General features: G+C 72.4%; 13 protein-coding genes and 3 pseudogenes. 5 read left to right on the top strand and 11 right to left on the bottom strand.

Annotated elements, in window-relative coordinates:
* Positions 1 to 77: 77 nt before the first annotated feature.
* From manA to Prum_RS24160, 5 genes and pseudogenes are all read right to left on the bottom strand, one after another.
* Positions 78 to 1180, bottom strand: a pseudogene (manA, locus tag Prum_RS24180) (mannose-6-phosphate isomerase, class I).
* A 3-nt stretch (positions 1181 to 1183) separates the two neighbouring features.
* Positions 1184 to 2134, bottom strand: coding sequence for a cation diffusion facilitator family transporter (locus Prum_RS24175; RefSeq protein WP_173078558.1), 951 nt, complete (start codon positions 2132 to 2134; stop codon positions 1184 to 1186).
* Entirely contained in the window at positions 2131 to 3321 is a 1191-nt protein-coding gene (locus Prum_RS24170; RefSeq protein WP_173078557.1) for an SIS domain-containing protein, read from the bottom strand. The genes Prum_RS24175 and Prum_RS24170 overlap by 4 nt, the downstream gene beginning before the upstream one ends.
* The gene (locus Prum_RS24165) at positions 3318 to 3521 is read right to left on the bottom strand and encodes a Trm112 family protein (RefSeq protein WP_173078556.1); all 204 of its coding nucleotides are present in this window, start codon (positions 3519 to 3521) and stop codon (positions 3318 to 3320) included. The genes Prum_RS24170 and Prum_RS24165 overlap by 4 nt, the downstream gene beginning before the upstream one ends.
* Before the next feature lie 37 nt (positions 3522 to 3558).
* The gene (locus Prum_RS24160) at positions 3559 to 4338 is read right to left on the bottom strand and encodes an HAD-IIB family hydrolase (RefSeq protein WP_173078555.1); all 780 of its coding nucleotides are present in this window, start codon (positions 4336 to 4338) and stop codon (positions 3559 to 3561) included.
* A gap of 62 nt (positions 4339 to 4400) precedes the next feature.
* Here Prum_RS24160 and pgm point away from each other — a divergent pair, with 62 nt between their 5' ends.
* On the top strand, positions 4401 to 6053 hold the full coding sequence (pgm, locus tag Prum_RS24155) for a phosphoglucomutase (alpha-D-glucose-1,6-bisphosphate-dependent) (protein ID WP_173078554.1): 1653 nt from the start codon (positions 4401 to 4403) through the stop codon (positions 6051 to 6053).
* Here the strand turns inward: pgm and Prum_RS24150 are convergent.
* Positions 6050 to 7489, bottom strand: a complete 1440-nt coding sequence (locus Prum_RS24150) for an aldehyde dehydrogenase family protein (protein WP_173078553.1) — start codon at positions 7487 to 7489, stop codon at positions 6050 to 6052. The genes pgm and Prum_RS24150 overlap by 4 nt on opposite strands.
* 112 nt (positions 7490 to 7601) lie before the next feature.
* On the opposite strand from Prum_RS24150, the pseudogene Prum_RS24145 reads away from it, so the two are divergent.
* The 3 genes and pseudogenes from Prum_RS24145 to Prum_RS24135 all read left to right on the top strand — a co-directional run bounded on the left by Prum_RS24145 (position 7602) and on the right by Prum_RS24135 (position 10785).
* Positions 7602 to 9034 (top strand): annotated as a pseudogene (locus tag Prum_RS24145) (gamma-aminobutyraldehyde dehydrogenase).
* Between the two features lie 4 nt (positions 9035 to 9038).
* Positions 9039 to 10299: pseudogene (gene gabT, locus Prum_RS24140) on the top strand (4-aminobutyrate--2-oxoglutarate transaminase).
* A gap of 111 nt (positions 10300 to 10410) precedes the next feature.
* Complete coding sequence (locus Prum_RS24135) at positions 10411 to 10785, top strand: hypothetical protein (RefSeq protein ID WP_173078552.1); 375 nt, start codon at positions 10411 to 10413, stop codon at positions 10783 to 10785.
* Positions 10786 to 10905: 120 nt separating this feature from the next.
* Here Prum_RS24135 and Prum_RS24130 read toward each other — a convergent pair whose 3' ends face one another.
* Genes Prum_RS24130 through Prum_RS24120 form a run of 5 tightly spaced genes read right to left on the bottom strand, consistent with a single transcriptional unit; the run spans position 10906 to position 15157 of the window.
* On the bottom strand, positions 10906 to 11301 hold the full coding sequence (locus Prum_RS24130; RefSeq protein WP_173078551.1) for a roadblock/LC7 domain-containing protein: 396 nt from the start codon (positions 11299 to 11301) through the stop codon (positions 10906 to 10908).
* Between the two features lie 43 nt (positions 11302 to 11344).
* Positions 11345 to 11551 (bottom strand): response regulator transcription factor, encoded by a 207-nt coding sequence (locus Prum_RS49665; RefSeq protein ID WP_218577315.1) that lies wholly within the window; start codon positions 11549 to 11551, stop codon positions 11345 to 11347.
* Complete coding sequence (locus Prum_RS24125; protein WP_218577314.1) at positions 11536 to 13176, bottom strand: hypothetical protein; 1641 nt, start codon at positions 13174 to 13176, stop codon at positions 11536 to 11538. Before Prum_RS24125 ends, Prum_RS49665 begins: the two co-directional genes overlap by 16 nt.
* Positions 13146 to 13871 carry a hypothetical protein gene (locus Prum_RS49660; protein WP_218577313.1) on the bottom strand — a complete coding sequence of 242 codons (726 nt, stop codon included), beginning with the start codon at positions 13869 to 13871 and terminating at the stop codon, positions 13146 to 13148. The genes Prum_RS24125 and Prum_RS49660 overlap by 31 nt, the downstream gene beginning before the upstream one ends.
* On the bottom strand, positions 13868 to 15157 hold the full coding sequence (locus Prum_RS24120; protein ID WP_173078550.1) for an Hsp70 family protein: 1290 nt from the start codon (positions 15155 to 15157) through the stop codon (positions 13868 to 13870). Before Prum_RS24120 ends, Prum_RS49660 begins: the two co-directional genes overlap by 4 nt.
* 189 nt (positions 15158 to 15346) lie before the next feature.
* Between Prum_RS24120 and Prum_RS24115 the strand changes: the two genes are divergently transcribed.
* Positions 15347 to 16228 (top strand): IniB N-terminal domain-containing protein, encoded by an 882-nt coding sequence (locus tag Prum_RS24115; RefSeq protein WP_173078549.1) that lies wholly within the window; start codon positions 15347 to 15349, stop codon positions 16226 to 16228.
* Positions 16229 to 16270: the final 42 nt, after the last annotated feature.

The raw sequence follows: 16270 nt of genomic DNA, 5'->3' as shown, positions 1-16270 counted from the left end.
AGGAAATTTCTTGATCCGTCCTGGTGTGCACATGACGCACGCCACACGAGTGGGCGAAGGGGGACGGCGGAACGCGCTCAGGCGGGGACGGAGGCGACGTACGCCTCACCGGCGCCGGTCAACGTCACCGGTGACGGGCCGGCCGCACCGAACGCGGCGTACCCGCCGGAGAGCCGCACCGCGCCCGCGCCGTCGTCGGCGGACACCTCGCCGCTCAGGCACAGCACCACGCGCGGCCCCGCGAGCGGCAGCGTCACCGCGCCGCCCGCCTCGTCCGGCCGGACCCGGTGCAGCGCGAACTCCGCGATCGGCGCCGGCCAGGTCACCACGCCGGGCGCCACCGCCTGGGCCGGCACGACCGGGTCGTCCAGCGCCTCGAAGCGCAGCACCCGGAGCAGCTCGGGCACGTCCACGTGCTTGGGCGTGAGCCCGCCGCGCAGCACGTTGTCGCTGGCCGCCATGATTTCCACGCCGGTGCCGTCGAGGTACGCGTGCAGGTTGCCGGCCGGCATCCAGATCGCCTCGCCGGGCGCCAGCGTGACGTGGTTGAGCAGCAACGCCACCAGCACGCCGGGGTCACCGGGATAGAAGGTGGCCAGTTGCCGGGCCAGCTCGGGCGCGCCGGGGCGGCGACCGCCTCGTCCACCACGGACGGCGGGAGGCCGATCAGCGTCTCCATGGCGGCCCGAAGGTCGCCGCCGTGCAGGGCAAAGACGACGGGCTTCAGCACATCAAGTTCAAAGAGGTCGAACGCCGCGGCGGACAGCGCGGGATCACGAAACCCGCACAGCGCAACGAAATCCGACACCGCGACCAGCATCTCCGGCTTGTGGTAGGCGTCCACATAGCTCGGATGGCCGGCCGCGAACGCCGCCTGGGCCTGGGCCGAGTCCGGGTGCGCCTGCAACGACAGCGGGGCGGCCGCCGCCAGCACCTTCAGCAGGTACGGCAGCCGCGCCCCGAACCGTTCCGCGACCGCCGGACCGAGGAGCCGGTCCGGCTCGGCGGTGATCAGGTCGGCCAGGCTCGCACCGTCCAGCGTGGACGGATCACCCGGGTGCGCGCCGATCCACAGCTCCGCCTCGGGACCCTCGCTCGGCACCGGCCGCCCCTGCAACGAGGCGATCGCGGTACGCGAACCCCAGGCGTACGGGCGGATCGGGCTGGACAGCGGTCGCACGGCTCAGCTCGCCGCGGGGGCCGGGACCTGGTAGATGTCCGGCTCCAGGTAGATGACCCGGGCGATCGGCACCGCCTCGCGGATCCGCGCCTCGGTGTCGTTGATGTGCTGGGCGATCTCCTCGCCGGTCTCGTGCTGCCGGACCGCGATCTTGGCAGCCACGAGCAGCTCCTCCGGGCCGAGGTGCAGCGTCTTCATGTGGATGATCCGCTCGACCTCGGGCCCCGCCATGATGGCGTCCTCGATCTTGGTCACGTCCTCCGACGTAGCACCCTCGCCGAGCAGCAGACTCTTGGTCTCGATCGCCAGGATGACCGCGATCGACACGAGCAGGAGGCCGATCGCCGCGGTGCCGAGGGCGTCCCACAGGCCGCTGCCGGTGATCAGCGTAAGCACCACACCGAAAAGGGCGAAGATCAGACCAACCAACGCGCCGAGGTCCTCCAGCAGCACGACCGGGAGCTCGGGCGCGCGGGCCCGGCGGACGAACTGGACCCAGGTCGCCTTGCCCCGCACATGGTTGGACTCCTGGATGGCCGTGCGGAACGAGAACGACTCCAGGATGATCGCCACGACGAGGACGACAACCGGCACCCAGTGCCACGAGGTGATGCCCGACTCGTCAGGGTGGCTGTGCCACTCCTCGTACTTGTGGTACGCCTCGTACAGCGCGAAGAGGCCACCGACGCTGAAGAGCACGATCGACACGATGAACGCGTAGATGTAGCGCTCCCGGCCGTACCCGAAAGGGTGTTGCGGCGTGGCCTCGCGGCGCGCCCGCTTGCCGCCGAGCAGCAGCAGCGCCTGGTTGCCGGAGTCGGCGACCGAGTGGATCGCCTCGGCCAGCATCGACGATGACGCGGTGAGCGCAAAGGCGATGAACTTGGTCACCGCGATGCCCAGGTTGGCCAGCAGGGCGGCGACGATCGCTCTGGTCCCCCCGGAGGCGCTCATGGGTTGCTCAGCTCCTTCATCTCGGTGACGGCCGGCACCGCCATCGGGTCGAGTCCGTGCGCCAGGGCCAGGTAGATCGAGGCGAAGTCGGGCACCGCCACCAGCGACGCCAGGCGTTCCAGCGACGACCCGCCCTCGGCGGTCACCACGTCGCAGCGGACGCCGCGCCGCTCGGCGAGGGTCTGCACCGCGTCGGCCCGCCGCTCCTCCACCGCGAACGGCTCGTCGGTGTCCTCGTCGCTGCCGAGGCCGCCGTCGCGCAGCAGCACGAGGCGCAGCCGCGTCGCGTCCGACTCCGACTCTTCCTCCGGGTCGGCGAAGATGTCGCGCGCCGACTCCACCAGGCCGCCGAACACGCCGTCGAGCAGGCCCACCCGCCCGCGGCCGGCCTCGCCGAGCGCGCCGGCGACGACCGGGTAGCGGGCGTTCGCCGACAGGGTGTCGGCGAAGCGGCGCGCGGCCACCGTCGCCAGCGGCGACGAGCCCCACACGATCGGCACCGAGCCGGCCAGGCCGAGTGCCAGCGACTTCGCCGGGTTGACGAACGACTCCGCCGTGGGCCGGCACCGATCGGCGTCCGCGTCGAGCCGGGCCGCGGTCTCCGCCAGGTCCGCCTCATTGACCTTGACCAAGCCGAGGGTACGCGCGGCGAGCAGCACCGGGACCGTCAGCGCCCACAGGCTGGCGCGGGCCGGGGCGCGCCGCGGCACCGGGATGAACGGCGCGCGGGCGGTCTCGGCGACCGACTGGAGCAGCGAGTCCGGCGCGCCCACGGCGACCAGTCGCGCGCCCCGGCGGGCGGCTGCCTCGGCGGCACCCAGTGCCTCCGGGCTGCGACCCGAGGCGCTCACCGCGATCACCACGTCGGCCGCGCCCACCCAGCCGGGCACGCCTGCGCTGCGGTGTGCGATCACCGGCACCGGGCAGCGCGGGCCGGCGACCGTGGCCAGCACGTCACCCGTACGCCCGGCGGTGCCGATGCCCGCGATCACGACGGCGCGCGGGCGGCCCTCTTCGCCGAGCACGGCGAGGTTGGCCTCGGCGGCGAGCGCCGCCGACTCGCGGACCTGGGCCCCCGCGGACGCCGTGGCCCGCAGCATGCCGCCCGGGTCGTTCTCCCCGATGGCGGCCGGGTCGTCCAGGACGGCCTCGTCGACGGTACGGCGGCCGCGCACGCTAGCGCTCATTTCTCGCCTTCTGGAGCGGGGGTCTCGCCTTCTGGGGCACGGGCCTCGTCAAGCAGCAGCACCGGGATCCCGTCGCGCACCTCGAAGATCCGCCCGCACTCGGTGCAGGTCAGGGTCTCCGCCTCGGCGTCGTAGTCCAGCGGGGCGTGATGCGTGTCCGGGCAAGCGAGGATCTCGAGTAGCTGCGAGTCCAGTGACACCGGACGGCTCCTTTCACTCCTGTATGCAGGAGTGATCCTAGACGTCCCCGCTCGGGCCGTACGGCAGCGAGGGGAGTAGGTGCTCCACGTACTCCGCGGTGTCCTGCCACCGCGACACCGCCACGCACCGGATACCCATCGCCTTGACGGGGTAGTCGTTGCCGCCCTCGTCCAGCCGGTCGCCGACGAAGAGGACGTCCTCCTTGGCCAGCCCCAAGCGCTCGATCAGCTTGCCCATGCCGTACGCCTTGTCGACGCCCTTCTTGGTGACGTCGACCGAGGTGGAGCCGCCGCTACGGACCTCCAGCTCGGGCAGCCGCTCGGCGGCGTAGTCGCGCAGCGCCGCCTTCTTGCGGCCGTCCGGGTCCCATTCGTACTTGGCCTGCACGGGCGCCTTCTGGCCCAGCGCGGAGAACGTGATCTGGCTGCCCCGGTCCTCGATGATGTCGCCCCAGGGCTCGGCCTCCCACAGGCCCAGCGCCTTGGCGCCCTCGACCAGGACGGTCACCACATGTTCCTTGGCGGCGGTGCTCAGGTCCTCGGCGTACACCTGGCCCCAGCCGCCCTCGATCCAGCGGTAGTAGCGGGTGCCGCAGGTGGGCATGAGGTGGAGGTGGTCCCGCGCCTCGCCGTCCAGCTCCAGGTGCCGCAGCACCTGGGTGTCGAACTGCTCGAACCGGCCGCCGGAGATGATGCAGACGTCCACCTTGCCCAGCAGCTGCGCCAGGAGCTTCGCCATCCGGTCGTCGATCTGCGATTTCGACACCGCCAGGGTGTCGTCGAGGTCGAACGCGACGACCCGAATGTTGCCCGCCAACACATGCCTCCCGCGCGACTACGATTCGTTAGCGCTCACCGAACTCCCCAGGAGGATACGTCGTGTCCGATACCGACCGGCTTCACCCTCGTGCCGGCAAGGTTGCCGAAGGTGGCGATCTGGTTGATGTGCCGCGTCTCGTCTCGGCGTATTACACGGGCCGTCCGGACCCGTCCGTCGCCGCGCAGCGGGTGACCTTCGGCACCTCCGGGCATCGCGGATCCAGCCTGTGGCTCGGGTTCAACGAGGACCACGTCCTGGCCATGAGCCAGGCCATCTGCGAGTACCGGGCGGCGCAGGGCACCGACGGCCCGCTCTTCCTGGCCCGGGACACGCACGCGCTGTCGGAGCCGGCGCTGGTGAGCGCCCTGGAGGTCTTCGCCGCCAACGGCGTGGAGGTCCGGCTGGACAGCCGCGACGGCTACACCCCGACCCCCGCCGTCTCGCACGCGATCTTGACGCACAACCGCGGCCGCACCGGCGGGCTGGCCGACGGCGTGGTGATCACACCGTCGCACAACCCACCCCAGGACGGCGGTTTCAAGTACAACCCGCCCAATGGGGGACCCGCCGGCACGGACGTGACGCGGGTGATCGAGGACCGCGCGAACGCCCTGCTCGAAGGCGCGTTGAAGGAGGTCAAGCGGGTCACCGCGGCACGGGCGCGGGCCGCGGAGACCACCGGGACGTACGACTTCGTCGGCCAGTACGTCGGCGACCTGCCCAGCGTGGTCGACCTCGACGCGATCCGGGCCGCCGGGGTGCGGATCGGCGCCGACCCGCTCGGCGGCGCCAGCGTGGCGTACTGGGACGAGATCGCCTCCCGCCATGGCCTCGACCTGACCGTGGTGAACCCGGACGTCGACCCCACCTGGCGGTTCATGACGCTGGACTGGGACGGCAAGATCCGGATGGACTGCTCCTCGCCGTACGCGATGGCCTCGCTGATCGCGCAGCGCGACCGCTACCAGGTGGCGACGGGCAACGACGCGGACGCCGACCGGCACGGCATCGTGACCCCGGACGCCGGCCTGATGAACCCCAACCACTACCTGGCCGTCGCCATCGACTACCTCTACCGCAACCGGCCCGGCTGGGCCGCGGACGCCGCGATCGGCAAGACCCTGGTGTCGTCCTCGATGATCGACCGGGTCGCGGCCGACCTGGGGCGGCGCCTGATGGAGGTGCCGGTCGGCTTCAAGTGGTTCGTGGACGGGCTGGTGGACGGCTCGGTCGGGTTCGGCGGCGAGGAGAGCGCCGGGGCGTCGTTCCTGCGCCGGGACGGCTCGGTCTGGAGCACCGACAAGGACGGCATCATCCTGTGCCTGCTGGCCTCGGAGATCATCGCGGTCACCGGACGGTCGCCGAGCGACCACTACGCCGCGCTGACCGAGCGCTTCGGCGCCCCCGCGTACGCCCGGATCGACGCGCCGGCCACCCGGGAGGAGAAGGCGGTGCTCGGCAAGCTGTCGCCGGACCAGGTCACGGCGAAGGAGCTGGCCGGCGACCCGATCACGGCGGTGCTCTCGCACGCGCCCGGCAACGGCGCCCCGATCGGCGGAGTCAAGATCACGACGGCGTCCGGCTGGCTGGCCGCCCGCCCCTCGGGCACCGAGGACGTCTACAAGCTGTACGCCGAGTCCTTCCGCGGCGCTGAGCACCTGGCCCAGCTCCAGCAGGAGGGCGTGGCGCTGGTGTCGTCGGCGCTGCGCTAGAGGTCGAGGCCGGTGAGGACCATCACCCGCGGTTCGGTGTAGTCGTCCATCGCGCTGCGCAGGCCCTCACGGCCCGCGCCGCTGCCCTTCACCCCGCCGTACGGCATCTGGTCGGCGCGGTACGACGGCACGTCCCCGACGATCACACCGCCGACCTGGAGCGTGCGGTGCGCGGTGAACGCCGTCTGCAGGCTGTGCGTGAACACGCCGGCCTGCAAGCCGTACGCGGAATCGTTGACGGCCGCGAGCCCGGCGGCGTCGTCGGCGACCCGCGCCACCGCGAGCACCGGGCCGAAGACCTCCTCGGTGAGCACCTTCGCGCCGGCCGGCACGCCGGTCAGCACGGTCGGCAGGTACGTCGCGCCGGTCCGCCGGCCGCCGGTCACGACCGTCGCGCCGCCCGCGACCGCCTCCTCGACCCAGCTCTCCACCCGCTTCGCGGCGTCCTCGCTGATCATCGGCCCGACGTCGACCGCCTCGCCGCTCGGGTCGCCGGTCTTCAGCGCCTCGACGGCCGCGACCAGCCGGGGCACGAACGCGTCCTCCAGGAACTCGTGCACATACACCCGCTGCACCGCGATGCAACTCTGCCCGGCCTGGTAGTTGGAGAAGGTGGCGATCCGCTGCGCCGCCCAGTCCAGGTCTTCCAGGCTCGACCAGTCGCCGCAGATCAGCGCCGCGGCGTTGCCGCCGAGCTCCAGCGTGACGTGCTTGCGCGGCACCTGGTCGCGGATGCCGAAGCCGACCGGCCCCGAGCCGGTGAACGACACCACCGGCAGCCGCGGGTCGGCCACCAGGTCGGCGGCCCGGTCGTTCGGCACCGGCAGCACCGAGAACATGCCCGGCGGCAGGTCGGTCTCGGCCAGGATCGAGCCGAGCAGCAGCGCGGTCAGCGGGGTGGCCGGCGCCGGCTTGACCACGATCGGCGCACCCACCGCGAGCGCGGGCGCGACCTTGTGGGCGACCAGGTTCAGCGGGAAGTTGAACGGGCTGATGCCGAGCACCGGGCCGCGCGGGAAGCGGCGGACCACGGCGATCCGGCCGGCCGCCGCCGGGTCCGTGTCCAGGCGCTGGAGGTCGCCGGAGAAGCGGCGGGCCTCCTCGGCGGCCCAGCGAAACGTGGAGATCCCCCGGGTCACCTCGACCCGGGCCCACTTGAGCGGCTTGCCGTTCTCGGCGGTGATCAGCCGGGCCACCTCGTCGGCCCGCTCCGCGAGCCGCCGGGACACGTGGTCCAGCGCCGCCGCCCGCGCGGCCGCGGGCAGCGCGGCGGCTTCCGCGGCCACCGCCGAGGCCGCGGCCACGGCGCGCTCGACCTGCTCGGGGGTGGCATTCGCGGTACGCCCAACAGCGCGGCCGTCGTACGGATGCCTGACCTCGACCACGTCGTCGCTCGTGCTCTTCTGACCCGCCACGAAGAACGGAGTGGTCTGCATATGATCACCGTAATCCACGCTGAAATAGTTGCAGAACACCTTGTCCGCTGCGAATTCAGTAGCGAAGATGGCGAGTGGGATGCGATTACCGCCGTCTACCGGGGAGCCCTCGATGACCGAAAAGCAAGTCCTGCGCAACTTCGTCAACGGGGCGTACGCCGACCCGGTCGACGGCCGGTTCGGCGACCTGATTGACCCTTGCACCGGCGAGGTCTTCGCCCAGGCACCCATCTCCTCCGAGCGCGACGTCGACGCCGCCATGGGCGCCGCCGCGACCGCGTTCGAGTCGTGGCGCGACAGCACCCCGGCGGAACGGCAGAAGGCCCTGCTCAAGTTCGCCGACGCGGTCGAGTCCCGGGCCGCCGACCTGGTCGACGCCGAGGTCCGCAACACCGGCAAGCCGCGCCAGCTCACCGCCGACGAGGAGCTGCCGCCCGCCGTCGACCAGCTCCGCTTCTTCGCCGGCGCCGCCCGGATCCTGGAGGGCCGGTCGGCCGGCGAGTACATGGCGGGCCACACGTCGTACGTCCGGCGCGAGCCGATCGGCGTCTGCGCCCAGGTCACGCCGTGGAACTACCCGCTCATGATGGCCGTCTGGAAGATCGCACCGGCGCTGGCCGCGGGCAACACGGTCGTGCTCAAGCCGTCGGACACCACGCCGCTCTCCTCGCTGATGCTCGCCGAGATCGCCGCCGAGCACCTGCCCCGGGCGTGTTCAACGTGGTCTGCGGCGACCGCGACACCGGCCGCGCCCTGGTCGCGCACCCCACCCCGCAGTTGGTGTCGATCACCGGCTCCACCCGGGCCGGCAAGGAGGTCGCCGCGGCGGTCGCCCCCGACCTCAAGCGCACCCACCTGGAACTGGGCGGCAAGGCCCCGGTGGTGGTCTTCGACGATGCCGACCTGGCCGCGGCGGCCGAGGCGATCGCGGTGGGCGGCTACTTCAACGCCGGCCAGGACTGCACCGCGGCCACCCGCGTGCTCGCCGGACCCGCGGTGTACGACGACTTCGTCGCCGCGCTGGTCGAGCAGGCCCGCGGCACCAAGACCGGCGCACCCGACGACGAGGACGTGCTCTACGGCCCGCTCAACAACGTCAACCAGCTCGCCCGGGTCACCGGCTTCGTCGACCGGCTGCCGGACCACGCCTCCCTCGGCATCGGCGGCGCCCGGGTCGGCGACCGCGGCTACTTCTACTCGCCGACCGTCGTCTCCGGCGTACGGCAGCAGGACGAGATCATCCAGGACGAGGTCTTCGGGCCGGTCATCACCGTGCAGCGCTTCAGCGACGAGGACGAGGCGGTGCGCTGGGCCAACGGCGTCGAGTACGGCCTGTCCGCCTCGGTGTGGACCAAGGACCACGGCCGGGCGATGCGGATGACCCGGCGGCTGGACTTCGGCTGTGTGTGGGTCAACACGCACATCCCGTTCGTCTCCGAGATGCCGCACGGCGGGTTCAAGCACTCCGGGCACGGCAAGGACCTGTCCATGTACAGCCTGGAGGACTACACCCGGGTCAAGCACGTCATGCACAACTGGGGTTAATGCGATGCCATCCTCGGAGGAACTGCACAAGCGGCGTACGGCGGCGGTGGCCCGCGGCGTCGGCAGCGTCGTCACGTCCTACGTGGACCACGCGGGCGGCGGCACGCTGACCGATGTGGACGGTCGCGAGTGGATCGACTTCGCGTCGGGGATCGCGGTCACCTCGGTCGGCAACGCCGCACCCCGCGTCGTCGAAGCCGTCCAACGACAGGTCGAACGCTTCACCCACACCTGCTTCATGGTCACCCCCTACGAGTCGTACGTCGCAGTGTGCGAAACACTGAACGGGCTGACGCCGGGCACGTTCGACAAACGGTCGGCCCTGTTCAACTCCGGCGCCGAAGCCGTCGAGAACGCCGTCAAGGTCGCCCGGCACGCGACCGGCCGGCCGGCTGTAGTGGTCTTCGACCACGCCTACCACGGCCGCACCAACCTCACCATGGCGCTCACCGCGAAAAACATGCCCTACAAACACCGCTTCGGCCCCTTCGCGCCGGAGATCTACCGGGTACCCATGTCGTACCCCTACCGGGACGGCGGCCTGACCGGGGGCAGGCCGCCACCCACGCCCTGGAACAGATCGACAAGCAGGTCGGCGCCGACAACGTCGCCGCCGTCCTGATCGAACCCATCCAAGGCGAAGGCGGCTTCGTCGTACCCGCCGAAGGTTTTCTCCCCGCCCTGGCCGACTGGACCCGACAAGCCGGCGCCGTGTTCATCGCCGACGAAATCCAAACCGGCTTCTGCCGCACCGGAACATGGTTCGCATGCCAGCCGGAGGCGGTCGTCCCCGACCTGGTCACCACCGCCAAGGGCATCGCCGGCGGCCTGCCGCTCGCCGCCGTCACCGGCCGAGCCGAACTCATGGACGCCGTCCACGTCGGCGGACTCGGCGGCACCTACGGCGGCAACCCCATCGCCTGCGCCGCCGCCATGGCCACCATCGACACCATGCGCGAACTGGACCTATGCGCCGCCGCCCGCCACATCGAGTCAGTCATGCTCCCCGCCTGCACGCACTGGCCGAGCGTGACCCCCGCATCGGCGACGTACGCGGACGCGGCGCCATGCTCGCCATCGAAACGGCGGCCGCCGACCCCACCCTTGCCGGCGCCGTCTCGCGGGCCTGCCACAGCGCCGGCCTGCTCACCCTCACCTGCGGCACGTACGGCAACGTGCTGCGCTTCCTGCCCCCACTCGTCATCGACGACGCCACCCTGACCCGCGGCCTGGACATCCTCGACGAGGCATTCACAACCATTTGACCCCGAGGGATGTGCACGTACGCGCACGCAACACGTTTGGGGCTGGGATGAGGATCTTCGAGATCCTGGACGACCGCGACCACTGGCGTGGCGTGATCCGGGACGTGCCTGGTGCTCAACGCCGCCTTCGCGTCGACCTCGGCGCAGGACAGCGAGCGGGTGCCGGGTGGCGCCGAGGCCGGTGACCTGCCGCCCGAGGTGCTGGAGATGATGTCGCGCATCGAGAAGAACATGGAGTTCTTCATCGGGTACGAGGTGCCGCCGTTCGCCAGATACGTCCCGGACCTCGCCGCACTGAGCGCGTCCTCGGTACCCGTGGTGGCGGCTGTCGGCGGCGAGACGCAGGTGGACTTCGCACCGCGCCGCGCCACCATCGAGCTGGCCGCGCGGCTCGGCGTCGAGCCGACCGTGTTTCCCGGCGATCACGGCGGCTTCGGCACCCACGTCGAGGCGTTCGCGGCGAGCCTCGACCTGGCACTCTCGTAGCCCCGTCGATCAAGGAATTACCCGCCGATCAAGGACATACGGCCGTGGTTTAGAGATCAAAGCACGACCATATGTCCTTGATCGACGCGCAAAAAAAAAGGGGGTCGCCGGCGAACGGGGTCATGGCATGGGCGATGCCAGTGCCGTGAACGCGGGCAGGTGACGGTCGGCGCGGCCGGCGAAGAGGGCCATCTCGTACGCGATGGAGTCGACCTCCGAGTCGCCCGCGAACACGACGGTCAGGATCGCTCCGCCGGCGGTGGCGGTCACGAACAGGAACTTCGACCTCATCTCGGCGGTGATCTGCTTGACCGCGCCGAACTCGGTGTGCCGCCCGGCCGCGACGGACAGGGCGTACAGGCCGGCCGCCACAGTGGACAGTTGGTCGGCCTCGACGGCGCCCGCGTGCCGCGAGGCGGCGAGCAGCAGGCCGTCGGGGGAGATCGCTACGGCGTGCTCGGCCCCGGGGACCCGATCGACCACATCGTCGAGAAGCCATGCCAGGTCAGCGCTCATAACCGCCGGGTGCGTCACGTAGTCCCCCTTATGAAGTAATCGGTCAGTCAGCCGGCCGCCGTGGCCAGGGTGCCCGCCGCGCGCCCGCGCCACCGGGCTGCTCGGCGGTCATCGCGCGGAGCTTGGCCAGCAGGTCGCTGCGATTCGCGCAGCCCAGCCGTTGCCGCATCCGCGCGACGTGGTGCTCCACCGTCTTTGCCGAGATGAAGAGGCGGTCGCCGATCTGCTTGTACGTCAGGCCCGTAAGCACGAGATCCGCCACCTCCTGTTCGCGTTCGCTGAGCAGGCTCCTGGCCGGCGTGGTGAACGCCTCCGTGACCTGGTCGGCGGGCGAGGCACCCCCCGATGCGCCCCCGACTGCGTGCCCCGCAAGGATCCCTGAAGGAGGCGTGCGCAGTCCAGTAGCGCGGTCATGGCTCTGCGGTCCGACGTACGGATCGCGGCCTGCCCCGCCAGCCGGGCCCCGTCCCACCACAGCCCTGCACCGTGCAGGCCGCGGGCGGCGGCCTCCACTTTGGCCGGATCGACGGCTCCGCGCAGGACCTCCAACCAGCTCTCGGCCGCCGCGGCCACCACGGCACCGTACCGGGTGTGCCGGGCGGCGGCCACCAACGCGGCGGCGTGTTCATCGGCGACTGCCGGTTCCTCGGCGATTATCGCGGCGTGCAGACCGTTCCAGCGCAGCGGCGTCGACCACAGTGGTGGGTTGCCCAGCCGGTCGAGCAGGCGCCGCGCCTCGTACAGGTGGGTGGTCAGCCGGCTCTGCTCGCCGAGGCGCGCGGCGGCGACCGCCAGCTCGCCCAGCGGCAGCAGGGTGAAGAGGTCGACCGGGTTGCGCATGGCGGCCTCGCGCGCCTGGGCCCAGCCACGGTGCAGCCCCGCGAGGTCGCTGTTGCGCCGGGCGATGCCGACGTCGAGGGCGGTGGCGAAGAGCAGGTCGCGCGGTTCGAGCCCGGTGGTGCCCACGGCGGCCAGGCGTTCGGCGGCCGCGGCGGTGCGCCCGCGCAGCATGAGGATCCACGCCTGCAGCAGCCGGTGCCGGCGGGACATGAGCGCCGCGCCCATGTCCGCCTCGACGGCCCGGTCCAGGACGGACTCCCCGGTCTCCAATTCACCACTGTGGAGCGCCACCAGCGCGGCGAGCGCGGCCGGGCTGTCCGGCAGCAGCACCGCCTGGCCGGCCGGTTCGAGCAGCGCGGACGCCTGCACCAGTGTGGACAGTGCCGCGGTCGCCGAGCCGGTCAGCGACTCCCGGACGCCGCTCGCCATGAGGGCGGCAGCGCCGGTGAGCAGCGTGGGCGGCCCGTCCGGCGCCGTCTGGTCGTCGGCGCGGTCCAGTTGCCCCGTACCGATGAAGCCGATGGCGGCGAACGACACCGACGAGGCGGTGCCCGACCACCGGTAGAGTTCGGCGCCGCGGCCGAGTTGGCCGCGGTGCGCCAGCGCGGTCGCGGACACCGCGGCACCGGCAGCACGGTCCGGCGAGCCTTCGGCGACCAGGCGGTCGGCCAGGCGCAGCCCCGAGTCGAGGTCGCCGGAGAGCGCCGCGGCCAGCGCCCGGCGCGCGGCCGTCGGCCGCCCGGCGGAAGCCGCCTCGGCGAACAGCTCCGCGGCCAGCGCCGGCTCGTCGGCGAGCGCCTCGTCGGCCGCCGCCTCGAACGCCACGGCCAGGCCGCCGCCGCCCACCCCGGCCTCGCGCAGGGCGCGCACCAGCGGGAGTACGGCTCCGCCGCGCGCCTGCTGGAGCGCCGCGAGCCGGTGCCACAACGCGGTCCGGTGCGCCGCGGGACTGAGCGACGCCACAGCGAGCCGGGCGATCGGCACCAGCCGCCCGTCCGGCGCCATCAACCCGGTCGCCCGCGCCGCGTCGAGCACCTCGTCGACCGCCTCCGGCCCCGCTCCAGCAGCGCCCCGAGCAGGTCGGCCGGGAGCTCCACGCCGGTGGCGGCGGCGAGCAGCAGCCCGCGCAGGTCGCCGTCCACGTCCTCCAGATCCGCCCGGAACGGGAGCAGGACCTCCGGGGGCAGGCTTTCGTCGGGCCGTTCGGCCAGCGGCGCCAGGCGTTCCACCAGCCGGGGTACGCCGCCGGTCTGCGCGTGGATGTGCCGGGCGGCCGGCGAATCCGGCGCCACGCCGAGGTACTCAGCCGTCTGTGCCGCGGTGAACGGCGCGAGCGCGAGCGGTGGCCCGGCCGGCCGGAGCAGCTCCACCAGGTCGGTCAGGCCGGCCGGTCGCGGCCAGGGCCGGTACGCCAGCACCACGCCCGGTCGCCGGGTCTCGACCAGCCGGCGCAGCTCGCCCAGCCGCTCCGCGCCGAGCCGGTGCGCGTCGTCGACCAGCAGCACGAAGCCATCGGGCGGGTCGCCCTCGTGCCACGCGTCGACGACCGGCACGCCGGCCCGCCGGTAGACGCGGCCCAGCTCGCGCAGGAGCGCGCTCTTGCCGTACCCGCCGGGGGCGCAAAGGGCGACCCGCAGCGGCGCGTGCGGTGCGGCCTCGGCCGCGTCAAGAAGTGCCCTGGCCCGCTCGTCCAGCACGAGCCCTGCGGCCATGACGATCCTGGCGCTCAAGGATGCCCTCCGACCAGCCCGAAGAGGCGCTGAGCCGAGCGCATCCGCGGGAGCTTCAATGGCGTGATCTTCACGGGTGGGCGCGGCGGCGGCCCCGCGCCCGTGTCATCTTGTTCCACGTGCGGCGCGGGCTCCGGGTTCGGCGAAGCGACGACCGGAAGCTGAGAGGTCCACGTGGCCTGAGAGGTCCACACAGGACCGTGGCTCCGCACCGCCGGCGGCGCCACGATCTGCACCGCGGCCAGGGCCGCGCCGGCCGCGGCCGTGGTCTGCGGCTCCGGCTCGACCGACACCGGACCGGGCAGCGCGGCCCGGACCAGCTCCGCGACCAGCGGCATCCGCGCCGCGCCGCCGACCAGGAGCACGCCGTCCAGCTCGGACGGTCGCAGGCCACAAGTCCGCACCACCCGGACCAGTGTGTCGACGCTCACCCGCAGCGCAGGTCGGATCAGTTCCTCCAGGTCGGCCCGGTTCACCGGCACGCGAACCTGTCCGTGGGACGCCGTCAGGATCACGTCCGTCTCCAGGGCCGCGGTCAGGTCCTCCTTGACCCGCTGGCACTCGCGGCGCAACCCGAACAGCGCCGCACGGGCGTGCGGCGCCGACGCGTACAAGTGGCGCATTTGCTTGTCGAGCCGCGACCGCACGTGGCCGACGAGCGCCTCGTCGATGTCGGCCCCGCCAAACGGTTCGACGGCGCTCGCGCTGCCGAGGAGGCGGAAGCCGACGGGGTCGGCCCAGCGCACGACGGACGCCTCGAATTCGGTGCCGCCGAGGGAGAAGACGCCCAGCGTGCCGCCGCCCCAGCCGCGCGCGGCGTGGCTCTCGGCCGCGGCCACCGGCTCCGGCAGGAGCGTGACGGTGGCCAGGCCGATGTCCCACAGGGCCTGGTGCAACAGCTCCCTGCGGTACGCGCCCCAACTCGCCGGATGGCTGATGACGACCTGCTCGGCCGGCTCCCCCTCGTGAGCCAGCACCCGCTCGACGACCCACATCGCCAGGACGGCGACCAGCGCCTGCGGCGTGCACGGTTCGCCACCGACGATGAGCGGCACGTCGTCACCGACCCGGCGGATGAAACCGCGGGCGACCCGACCGGCGTCGAGCTGATCCGGATCACCCACGGTGAGCGCGCCGTCGCCCGAGACGTGCAGCACCGACGGTACGGCGGCCGACCGAACCCCTAGCCGGACCACCTCCGGCGCCGCCCACCCCGCGCTACTGAGCCGTGACACAGCGGCAGACGTGGTGGTGCCACCGATGTCGATCCCCAGCACGTACGGCATCCGAGCGCTCTCCTCCCCAGCGGACCTCTACGTTCGTACCAGAGATATCTGCACTTATGGGCCACTAATTCTGCCGGGACGGACCCCTAGTCCCCTAACGGACGGGCCCCGGACGCCCTAACCACGGCGGGGCGAAACCCGGCGCCGTCCCCGATGCCCGGCCCGCCACCCCGCTCATACGGTCGGCGCATGGAATCGAATCAGACCCTGCACGACTTCGTGCTGAACCTGCTCACCAACTCCGAGGCGCGCTCCGCCTTCGAGCTCGACCCCGAGGGCACGCTCAACGCCGCCGGCCTCGGTGACATCACCGCGGCGGACGTGCAGGACGTGGTTCCGCTCGTCGTCGACTACGCGCCCGTCCAGGGCATCGCGAACCTCGCGCCGGTGGGCGACCTCGGCCTCGGCGGGCTCGGCTCGCTCGACACCGCGACCAGCGCGATCGGCCAGCTGCAGACCGTCACCAACCAGCTCGCCCTCGGCGCGCAGTCGACCACGGCCGACGTCAACTTCGCCGGCGCCGCCGCGATCACCGTCGACGCCGGCGGGTTCGCCGTCGGGACGACCAGCATCCTGCCGGGTATCTCGGTGGCGGGCGGCCCGTCCGGCGTGGCCGCCGACCTGTCGGGCGTGCACGACGTGGCGAACACCCTGGACTCCGACGTGGTCGGGCAGGTCGGGACGGACGCCGCCGGCGCGGTCGACACCACTCTGGGTACGGCGCACGGCCTCATCGGCGGCGGCACGCCACTCGACGACGACGTCCTCGGCGGCGTGACCGGGCAGGTCGGCGGCGCGAGCGACCTGGTCGGCTCGGTGACCTCCGGGCTGGGCGTGGACCTGCCCGACGTCGACGGGACCCTGCACGGCACCCTCGACGGCAGCGGCTCGCTGACCGGTGGCGTCACGAGCACTGTGGACAGCACGCTGGACGGTGTGGGCGTCTCCGGCCTGCTGAGCGGCGACGCGGACGCGAGCCTGCACGGCTCGGCCAGCGCGGCGGGTCTGCACGGCACAGCCGACGCGGGCGCGGACGGTGGCCTGCTTGGTGTGACCGACATTCTCTTCTAATCGCTGCGCGCGCCGAGAACGTTACAGAGGTCCCGGGGGTGG

The organism is Phytohabitans rumicis, from assembly GCF_011764445.1.
GTDB classification, from domain to species: Bacteria; Actinomycetota; Actinomycetes; order Mycobacteriales; family Micromonosporaceae; genus Phytohabitans; species Phytohabitans rumicis.
Note: the sequence above shows the minus strand (reverse complement) of the source record. Positions and strands in the feature narration are given on the sequence as shown.